Raw genomic sequence first — 9,731 nt, 5'->3', positions numbered from 1 at the left:
AGCTCACGGCAGGTCTGCCACACATCCGGGCCGACCAGTTCCCCACTCCATTCGCCCTGCATATCGACGAGTCTGACCCCTCGTCCACAGCACGACTAGAGCCCAACATCTTCAGTGATCTTCTAGGCGAGCCATACCGGGCGACCCAGCCGGTGGTGAACGCCGGCGGGGAGCCAAAAAGGTGCTCGCGAGGAAGAGGGAAAACCTGCAGACTCTAGTCATGTTGTGGGCAGGAAGGTCCGCCATCGAGATCGCCACGGCCGTCCGGCACGGCGAGGTCACCGCCACGACCGTCGTCGAGGAGCATCTCCACGTCATCTCGGAGCGGGATCCCAGGGTAGGAGCGTTTCGACGGGTCAGGGAGCAGGCCGTGGAGGAGGCCCAGGCCGTGCAGAAACGCCGTGACCTGGCGGAGCTGCCGCTCGCCGGAGTGCCGGTGGCCGTCAAGGACAACCTGGAGGTCGCGGGCGAGCCGACCCGCGGCGGATCCGCCGGGACCGCCGACTCGCCCGCGCCGCAGGACCACGTGACGGTGGCACGGCTGCGCGCGGCGGGCGCGGTGATCGTCGGGCTGACGAATCTGCCCGAGCTGGGGCTGACCGCGTTCGGCGACAGCGCGTACGGCATCGTCCGCAACCCCTGGAACCCGGCGCGCACCTCCGGCGGCTCGTCGTCGGGCAGCGCCGCGGCCGTGGCGGCCGGCATGGTGCCGATCGCGCTCGGCAACGACGGCATGGGCTCGTTGCGCATCCCGGCCGCGGCCTGCGGCGTGCTGGCCATCAAGCCGGGCACCGGCCTGGTGCCCGGGCCGGCCGACGACTGGGACGGGCTGACCGAGAACGGCCCGCTGACCACGACCGTGGCCGACCTGTCACTGATGCTGTCCGTACTGGCCGCCGACCCGGCGCTGGCGGAGGCGTGGCGCACCGGCCGGAGGGTCGATCCGCGACCGCCCATGCTGCGCTCGGTCTGGGCCGACGACGCCGAGGTGTGGGATCCGCAGCCGCCGCCGGACAGCCCGGAGCCGTTCGACCTGCGGGTGGCGTACGCCCCTCAGCCGCTGCCCGTCGGCCTGCCCATGGACAAGGAGTTTCAGGCCGCGGTGCGCGCGGCGGCGGAGACGTTGCGCGTGGCCGGGCACACCGTGGTCGAGCACACCCGCAGGCTGCCCGCCTGGCTCGGCCACGCCACGATCGCCACGTGGCTGTGCCGGTCCGCCGCCGCGGCGGAGGGGCTGGACCGGCGGAGCCTGGAGCGGCGCACCCGGTCGCTGGCCCGCGCGGGCCGGGTGCTCGCCGCGCTGAAGCTGAACGGCGTACGCGGCCGCGAGCGCTGGCGCGCCTACGGGGCCGACCAGTGGTTCGGTGACGCGGACGTGCTGATCACGTCCGTCCTGGCCACCATCCCGCCCAGGGCGGAGCGCTGGGGCGAGCGCGGCTTCCTCCGCAACGCGCTGGCCAACGTCAGGTTCGCCCCCGCCGCGAGTCCCTGGAACATGTGCGGCTGGCCCGCGATCACCGTCCCCATCGCCACCCACTCCAGCGCGATGCCGATCGGCGTCCAGCTCGTCGCGCCGCCCGGCGGTGAGCCCCATCTGCTCGGCCTGGCCGCCCAGCTCCAGTCGGCCCACCCGCTCGTCAGAGCGCCCGGCTATAACTAACAGCTCCTCGCCGCGCACGAGCCCGACCTGATCGTTCCCGCCACCGGCCCCGACGACGTCGGACAGGCCGTGGCCCGCGCCGCCGCCGACCTGCCCGTCGCCGTCCAGGCCACCGGCCACGGCCTCCCCGTCGCCGCGTCGGGCGGCCTGCTGATCACCACCGGCCGGATGAACGGGGTCCGCGTCGACCCCGCCACCGCCACGGCCCGCGTCGAGGCAGGCGCGAAGTGGGAGCGCGTCATCGAGGAGGCCGCCCGGCACGGCCTGGCCCCGCTGTCCGGCTCGTCCCCTCAGGTGGGCGCGGTCTCCGGGCACGGACACGAACGCCCTGCGCCCGGCGCACGACCGGGTCGCGCGGGCGCTGGCCCCGTGGGCCACCGGCGGGCGCGTGCTCAACTTCCTGTACGGCGACAACGCCACGCCGGCGGAGGTGCGCAAGGCGTACGAACCGGAGGACTACGAGCGCCTGACCGCGCTCAAAGCCCGGTGGGACCCGCGCCACCTCCTCCGCCTGAACCACAACATTCCTGCCTGAACCAGCTCAGATCCCGACCGGATGCCAGACGGTCTTGGTCTCCAGGAACCGCGTCATCCGCCCGATCCTCGGATCGGCCGCCCAGTCCTCCTGGACCGGGCGCAGGACGCGCTTGAGGTTCTCCGCCGCCTCCTGCTCGCACCTCAGCGCCAGGTCGGCGTCCGTCACCCCGGTCAGGTCGATCCCGTTGACGTCCATGTGCGCCGCCAGCCAGGGAGCGAGCTCGGCCTGCCGTCCGGTGAGGACGTTCACGACGCCGCCGGGCAGGTCGGAGGTGGCCAGCACCTCGGCCAGGGTGATCGAGGCCAGCGGCGACGGCTCGGAGGCCACCACGACGCAGGTGTTGCCGGTGACGATCACCGGCGCGACCACCGACACGAGCCCGAGCAGCGGATCGGCGGGCGCGACGATCGCGACCACGCCGGTCGGCTCGGGCGAGGACAGGTTGAAGTACGGGCCGGCGACCGGGTTGGCGGCCCCGTGCACCGAGGCGATCTTGTCGGACCACCCCGCGTACCAGACCAGGCGGTCCACCGCGGCGTCCACCGCCTCCAGTGCCGCCTTCTTGCCGCCGCCCAGCTCCTCGGCGAACTGGGCGCGGCGCCCCTCCAGCATCTCGGCGACCCGGTAGAGGATCTGCCCCCGGTTGTAGGCGGTGGCGCCCGACCAGCCGGCGAATGCCTTGCGCGCGGCCACCACGGCGTCGCGGGCGTCTTTGCGCGAGGCCCGCGAGGCGTTGGCGAGGAATTCGCCCTTGGGCGAGGTCACGGGGTAGGACCTCCCACTCTCAGAGCGCGGGAACGCCCCTCCGATGTACAGCTTGTAGGTCTTTCTGACGGACAACCTACTCATCGCCCCGGCCTCTCCACGTGGACTCATGCGACATCTCGACCGACAAGAAGACGTGCCCGCACCGGCTCACGCCGCAGCGGTGTGCGTACCAGCCGGTGCGTACGGGACGTCCGGCCCGGGCGAAGGCATGGCCGCGGGTGGCCTGGGCACGCCGTTTCCCGCGTCCCGGGCGGCGGTGCTCACACATCGAGGTATGCCTCCCACCCAGCAATCTCACGCTCACCCATCGAGGTATGCCTCCCCCCAGCAATCTCACGCTCACCCATCGAGGTATGCCTCCAGCCCGAGCAACCCGCCTTCGCGGCCGTAGCCGGATTCCTTGTAGCCGCCGAAGGGTGAGGCGGGGTCGAACTTGTTGAAGGTGTTGGCCCAGATGACGCCGGCCCGGAGCTGGTCGGCCATCCACAGGATGCGCGAGCCCTTCTCCGTCCAGATCCCGGCCGACAGCCCGTACGGGGTGTTGTTGGCCTTCTCGACGGCCTCGGCCGGAGTGCGGAAGGTCAGCACGGACAGCACCGGGCCGAAGATCTCGTCCCTGGCGATCGTGTGCGACTGCGCGACCCCGGTGAAGACCGTGGGTGGGAACCAGAAGCCGCGCTCGGGCAGCTCGCACGCCGGCGACCAGCGCTCGGCCCCCTCCGACTCGCCGATCTCGGACAGCTCACGGATCTTGGCGAGCTGGTCGGCGGAGTTGATCGCGCCGACGTCGGTATTCTTGTCCAGCGGGTCGCCCACGCGCAGCGTGCCCATCCTGCGCTTGAGTGCCTCCAGCAGCTCGTCCCGGATCGACTCCTGCACCAGCAGCCGCGAGCCCGCGCAGCAGACGTGGCCCTGGTTGAAGAAGATGCCGTTGACGATGCCCTCGACGGCCTGATCGATGGCGGCGTCCTCGAACACGATGTTGGCCGCCTTGCCGCCCAGCTCCAGGGTCAGCTTCTTGCCGGTGCCCGCCACGGTCCTGGCGATGATCCGGCCGACCTCGGTGGAGCCGGTGAAGGCCACCTTGTTCACGTCGGGATGGGCGACCACGGCCGCGCCGGTCTCGCCCGCGCCGGTCACGATGTTGACCACGCCCGGCGGCAGGTCGGCCTGCCGGCAGATGTCGGCGAACAGCAGTGCGGTCAGCGGCGTCGTCTCGGCCGGCTTGAGCACCACCGTGTTCCCGCACGCCAGCGCCGGCGCGATCTTCCAGGCCAGCATGAGCAGCGGGAAGTTCCACGGGATCACCTGCCCGGCCACGCCCAGCGCCTTTGTGCCGAACCCGGCATAGGCCAGTTTGTCGGCCCAGCCTGCGTAGTAGAAGAAGTGCGCCGCCACCAGCGGCACGTCCACGTCGCGCGACTCGCGGATCGGCTTGCCGTTGTCCAGTGACTCCAGCACCGCCAGTTCGCGGGCGCGTTCCTGGATGATGCGGGCGATGCGGAACAGATATTTGGCCCGTTCGGCGCCGGGCAGCGCACTCCAGACCCCGAACGCCTTGCGCGCGGCCTGCACCGCCCGGTCCACGTCGTCGGAGGTGGCGGCGGCGATCTCGGCCAGCGGCTCCTCGGTCGCCGGATTGATCGTCTTGAAGGAGGGGCCTGAGCCGTCGGTGAACTCGCCGTTGATGAACAGCCCATATGACGGCTGGAGATCGACGACGTCGCGGGACTCGGGCGCGGGGGCGTACTCGAAGATCGCCATCATCGGTCCAGGGTGAAGTAGTCGGGGCCGGCGTAGCGGCCGGTGGCCAGCTTCTGGCGCTGCATCAGCAGATCGTTCAGCAGCGAGGACGCACCCAGCCGGAACCACTCCGGCGTCAGCCAGTCATCGCCGGCGGTCTCGTTGACCAGCACCAGGTGCTTGATCGCGTCCTTGGTCGTGCGGATCCCGCCGGCCGGCTTGACCCCCACCTGGCGGCCGGTCGCGGCACGGAAGTCCCGCACCGCCTCCAGCATGATCATCGTCACCGGGAGCGTCGCCGCCGGGGACACCTTGCCCGTCGAGGTCTTGATGAAGTCGGCGCCCGCCAGCATCGCCAGCCACGAGGCCCGCCGCACGTTGTCGTAGGTCGCCAGCTCGCCGGTCTCCAGGATCACCTTCAGGTGCGCCGCACCGCACGCGGCCTTGACCGCGACGATCTGCTCGAACACCTTCAGGTAGTCGCCGGACAGGAACGCGCCGCGGTCGATCACCATGTCGATCTCGTCGGCGCCCGCGGCCACGGCCAGCGCGGTGTCGCTCACCTTGACCTCCAGCGACGAGCGCCCGCTGGGGAACGCGGTCGCCACCGAGGCCACCTTCACCCCCGACCCGCGCAGCGCCCCGGCCGCCACGGCGACCAGGTCGGGATAGACGCAAACGGCCGCCACCTGGGGCGCGCCGCCGCCGGGACGCACCGCCTTGGCGCACATCGCGCGCACCTTGCCGGCCGTGTCGGCGCCCTCCAGCGTGGTCAGGTCGACCATGGAGATGGCCAGGTCGATGGCCTGGGCCTTGGCGGTGGTCTTGATCGATCGGGTGCCGAGCGTCGCCGCCCGCTGGTCCGCGCCGACCCGGTCGACACCGGGCAGGCCGTGCAGGAATGCCCGCAGAGTCGCGCCGGACGCGGCGGCCTCCGCGAGCGAAGTAGTCATGGTTGACACCCCCTCAGCATCGCCGACCAGGGCCGCCAGCTCCAAACCGGACCGCCTTAGGGCCATCGCCGCCCAGGTCCTAGGTATGCCGTACGCCTGCGCGGCCCAGAGATAAGGCATCCACCCGATGTGGCGTACCGGGCCTTAGACCGAGTCTTAAAGAAGTCAGGAAGAAGCACGAAATACCAGGAGACATGAGATGCACCCCGAGATCGAATACGAGCTCATGAAGAGCCACGCGAGCGAGCTGCGCAAGGCGGCGGCCGAGCACCGCCGCGTACGCGAGGCAGAGAAGGGAAACAAGTCCGAGCGCCGCTCGTTCTTCGGCAAGCGCCGTTCCTCATGACCGCCCCACGAGAGCCCGGCCACCACCTCCCTCGTGGCCGGGCCTTCATGCCCCCGTAGTGGGGGCCGCCATGCCCCCTCAAATGCGTCGAAAGTAATCCGTGAGGCATGACATGCTGGATGACATGCGGGGACGATCTGTCAGTCCCGTCTTCGTCGGACGGGAAGAGGAGCTGGCGGCTCTCTCTGAAAGCCTCGACGAGGCACGAAAAGGCAAGGTGACAGCCGTCCTGCTCGGGGGCGAGGCCGGCGTCGGCAAGACCAGGCTCGTGCACCGCTTCGCCGAGCACTGCGCCGCCGGGGGCGCGCAGGTGCTGTTCGGCGGCTGCGTGGAGCTGTCCACCGAGGGTCTGGCGTACGCGCCCTTCACCGCGGCGCTCCGGCAGCTCGTCAGGGAGCAGGGCCCGGCGGCGGTGGCGGCGCTGCTGCCCGAGGGCGCGGAGCGCGACCTGGCCCGGCTGCTGCCCGAGTTCGGCGAGCCCAGCGGCCACGGCGAGACCGACACCGGCCGCGCGCGGCTCTTCGAGCAGTTCCTCACCCTGCTGGAACGGCTCGCCGACAGCCGCCCCACCGTCCTCCTCATCGAGGACATCCACTGGGCCGACCGGTCCAGCCGCGACCTCATCGCCTTCCTCAGCCGCAACCTGCACATCCCGCAGGTGCTGATCGTCATGACCTACCGCTCCGACGACCTGCACCGCCAGCACCCGCTCAGGCCGGTGCTGGCCGAGCTGGGCCGGGTGCACGGCGTGCACCGGCTCGACCTGCCCCGCCTGTCGCGCGACGAGGTCGCCCAGCAGATGACCGGGATCCTCGGCAAGGTCCCCGAATACGGCAGCGTCACGAAGGTCTACGAGCGCAGCGAGGGCATCCCGCTGTTCGTCGAGGCCATGCTGGAGAGCGGCGAGGACTGCACGTTCCCCGAATCCATGCAGGACCTGATACTCAACTCCGTCGAGCGGCTGCCCGAAGAGACCCAGCGGGTGCTGCGCATCGCCGCGGCCGGCGGCATCCGGGTCGGCCACGCGCTGCTGGCCGCCGTGAGCGGCCTGTCCGACGTCGAGCTGGAGACCGCGCTGCGCCCCGCCATCGCGGGCAACGTCTTACAGGTGGCCGACAACCGCGCCTACGTCTTCAGGCACTCGCTGATCCGCGAGGCCGTCCACGAGGAACTGCTGCCCGGCGAGCACCAGCGCCTGCACGCCAGATACGCCGAGGAGATCTCCAAGGACCGCACGCTCGTCCCGATGGGCCGCGCCCCTGTCGAGCTGGCGCACCACTGGTACGGCGCCCGCAACGACCTCTGGGCACTGATCTCCGCGTGGGAGGCGGCGCAGAAGTCTTTCAAGGCGTTCGCGTACACCGAGTCCGTGCCGCTGCTAGAACGAGTGCTCATGCTCTGGGACCGGGTGCCCGGCGCCGCCGAGCGCATCGGCGCCGACCACACCGCCGTGCTGGAGCGGGCCGCCGAGGCCGCGAACGCGGGCGGCGAGGTCGACAAGGGCATGAAGTTCGTCAAAGCCGCCCTGTCCGAGCTGGACGAGACCCTCGAGCCGGGCCGCGTCGCGCAGCTGATGGTGCGGAGAGCCGGGTTCAAGACATCCAAGGGCCATATGAGCGTCATCGAGGACCTCAGGCACGCTCTCCGGCTCGTCCCCGAGGAAAGCCTCGACCGGGCCGAGGTCCTCGGCCCGCTGAGCCGCCAGCTCATGCTGCGCGGCGAGAACGACGAGGCGAGCGAGATCATCGCCGAGGGCCTGCGGCTCGCCAGGGAGCACGGCGACCGGTGCCTCGAGGCCGACCTGCTGCTGAACCTGGCGCTCGGCCACTCGCTCAACGGCGAGCTCGAATCCACGATCATGGTGAACGAGCAGGCGCTGGAGATCGGCCACGAGGAGCACTCCGGCCGCATCATCACCCGGGCGATCGGCAACACCGTCGACGCGCTGATCGACATAGGCCGCGAGGAAGAAGCCATACGCCTGTCCGAGCAGGGCTGGGAGATCGCCAAGAAGTACGGCAGACTCCGCGGCAGCGGCCTGTTCATCATGAACAACTGGGCCGAGGCACTGGAGTCGATCGGCCGCTGGGACAAGGCCGTCGAAATCGTCGACACCGCGCTCAGCCATGGCCCCCACAGGAAAACGAGGTACTGCCTGCTGCGCGTGCGCGCCGACATCGCCCTGGCCAGGGGCGAGCTGCAGCTGGTCGAGAGCATCCTGTCCGAGATCGGGGTGCTGAAGGACCGCGCGGAGGACTGGGTCCAGGACATCACCGCCAACGCGCGCTTGCACATCGGCTGGCACCTGCTCAGGGGTGAGCCCGGCGCCGCCCTGGCCGTGGCCGAGCGGGTGCTCTCGCATCCCCGGCAGTCGAGCAAGGCCATGCTGGGCTGGCAGCTGCTCGCCCTGCTCCGCACCGTCTGCGACGCCGCCGAGGCCACCGAGCCGGAACGAGCCGCCGCGGTACGCGCGCACGCCGCCGAGGTGGCGGCCGAGCTGTCGGTCATCGGGCCGGTCGTGGAGGCGTACCGGCTGTCGTACACCGGCGACTTCGACGCCGCGGCGGCCGCCTGGGAGCGGCTCAAGCGCCCGCACAACCAGGCCAAGGCCCTGCTGCGGGCCGCCACGGCAGCCGCGCGGAGCGGCGATCGCGAGGGGGCGGCGACCCGGCTGGCCCAGGCGCTGCCGCTGGCCCGGGCGCTGCGTGCCACCCCCCTGATCGAGGAGATCGAGACGCTGTCGCGGCGCGTGGGCGGCGGTCCGCAGTCGGCACAGGAGCCGTCGGAGCTGCTGACGCCGCGCGAGCTCGAGGTCTTGCGGCTGGTCACCCAGGGCAGGACAAACCGGGACATCGCCGCCGAGCTGTTCATCTCGGCCAAGACGGTCAGCGTGCACGTGTCGAACATCCTGGCCAAGCTCGGCGTCACAACCCGCGGCGAGGCAGCCGCCGCCGCACACCGGTTCTCCCTCCTGGTCTAGGGAGTACGGACCGCGCTGCGGCCTCTGTCCGTCCGATCACCGCGGATCCATCGTCGGCGGTGATGATCGGCCGCTGGACGAGGATCGGATGCTCGACCAGCATCGTGTTCATAGAGGTGAAGGTCCCTGGCGGGCAGATCCACGTGCAAATGACGCCAGGCGATCACCTGACGGCCGCCTGTGGGCGAAGGCCGTCCATCACGACGGTGATGAAGCCGTCAATGAGCTCTCGCGACGCGGGCCGTGACCGTGCGATCGCGTAGGCGACCTCGCCAAGCAGCACCGAGACGACGGCGGGATCGACGTCGGTGCGGATCGCCCCGTCCTGCCGAGCGCCGGCGATCATCTTCTCCACGGCCTGTACGAGCCCTGCCCGCAGAGCCGTGGTGGCGGGCAGGTTCAGGCCGCCCAATTGCTCGCTGATGGGGTGGTGCGCGGACTGGAAGGCGACCAGCTCGGCGAAGAACGTCCGCAGCGCCTGCTCAGGGCCGGCCTCGGCCGGCAGGTCCCTGGCACGTTGAACCACGGGTTCGAGCAGGCCGGACACGGCAGCGTCGATGAGCGCCTCCTTGCCACCGAAGCTGCGTACGACGGTCGCCGCCCCCAGCCCCGCCTCCTTGGCGATGGCTTCGACGGTGAGGGTGGCGCCCGGTCGGGCCAGGAGCGCCTTGGTCGCCTCAAGCGCGAGCCGGCGGTTGCGTACGGCGTCGGCCCTGCGTCCAGTCTCTCCCGATGTTGACATC

General features: G+C 70.9%; 8 protein-coding genes and 1 pseudogene. 5 read left to right on the top strand and 4 right to left on the bottom strand.

Annotation, left to right across the window (positions count from 1 at the left end; translation table 11 throughout):
* Window positions 1-220: 220 nt before the first annotated feature.
* From EJK15_RS11050 to EJK15_RS11040, 3 genes and pseudogenes are all read left to right on the top strand, one after another.
* Entirely contained in the window at window positions 221-1,660 is a 1,440-nt protein-coding gene (locus EJK15_RS11050; RefSeq protein ID WP_138710271.1) for an amidase, read from the top strand.
* Between the two features lie 27 nt (window positions 1,661-1,687).
* A pseudogene (locus EJK15_RS11045) lies at window positions 1,688-1,960 on the top strand (FAD-binding protein); the annotation flags it as partial.
* An 88-nt stretch (window positions 1,961-2,048) separates the two neighbouring features.
* The gene (locus EJK15_RS11040) at window positions 2,049-2,195 is read left to right on the top strand and encodes a BBE domain-containing protein (RefSeq protein ID WP_171074236.1); all 147 of its coding nucleotides are present in this window, start codon (window positions 2,049-2,051) and stop codon (window positions 2,193-2,195) included.
* Between the two features lie 6 nt (window positions 2,196-2,201).
* Here the strand turns inward: EJK15_RS11040 and EJK15_RS11035 are convergent, their stop codons facing one another.
* The 3 genes from EJK15_RS11035 to deoC form a co-directional block, all read right to left on the bottom strand.
* A complete protein-coding gene (locus EJK15_RS11035) occupies window positions 2,202-3,074 on the bottom strand; it encodes an aldehyde dehydrogenase family protein (RefSeq protein WP_206060786.1) in 873 nt (290 codons plus the stop codon).
* A 231-nt stretch (window positions 3,075-3,305) separates the two neighbouring features.
* Entirely contained in the window at window positions 3,306-4,733 is a 1,428-nt protein-coding gene (locus tag EJK15_RS11030; RefSeq protein WP_171074235.1) for an aldehyde dehydrogenase family protein, read from the bottom strand.
* Complete coding sequence (gene deoC / locus EJK15_RS11025) at window positions 4,730-5,662, bottom strand: deoxyribose-phosphate aldolase (protein ID WP_138710268.1); 933 nt, start codon at window positions 5,660-5,662, stop codon at window positions 4,730-4,732. Before deoC ends, EJK15_RS11030 begins: the two co-directional genes overlap by 4 nt.
* A 199-nt stretch (window positions 5,663-5,861) precedes the next feature.
* Between deoC and EJK15_RS70435 the strand changes: the two genes are divergently transcribed.
* Together EJK15_RS70435 and EJK15_RS76240 are read left to right on the top strand one after the other, a co-directional pair.
* Window positions 5,862-6,008, top strand: a complete 147-nt coding sequence (locus EJK15_RS70435; RefSeq protein ID WP_171074234.1) for a hypothetical protein — start codon at window positions 5,862-5,864, stop codon at window positions 6,006-6,008.
* Window positions 6,009-6,132: 124 nt separating this feature from the next.
* Window positions 6,133-8,988, top strand: a complete 2,856-nt coding sequence (locus EJK15_RS76240) for an ATP-binding protein (RefSeq protein WP_276615377.1) — start codon at window positions 6,133-6,135, stop codon at window positions 8,986-8,988.
* 163 nt (window positions 8,989-9,151) lie between these two features.
* Here the strand turns inward: EJK15_RS76240 and EJK15_RS11010 are convergent, their stop codons facing one another.
* Window positions 9,152-9,730 carry a TetR/AcrR family transcriptional regulator gene (locus EJK15_RS11010; protein ID WP_171074233.1) on the bottom strand — a complete coding sequence of 193 codons (579 nt, stop codon included), beginning with the start codon at window positions 9,728-9,730 and terminating at the stop codon, window positions 9,152-9,154.
* Between the last annotated feature and the right edge of the window lies 1 nt (window position 9,731).

It is taken from the genome of Nonomuraea basaltis (assembly GCF_005893125.1).
Classification (GTDB): Bacteria; Actinomycetota; Actinomycetes; order Streptosporangiales; family Streptosporangiaceae; genus Nonomuraea; species Nonomuraea basaltis.
This window is presented reverse-complemented; position numbering and strand designations above follow the sequence as displayed.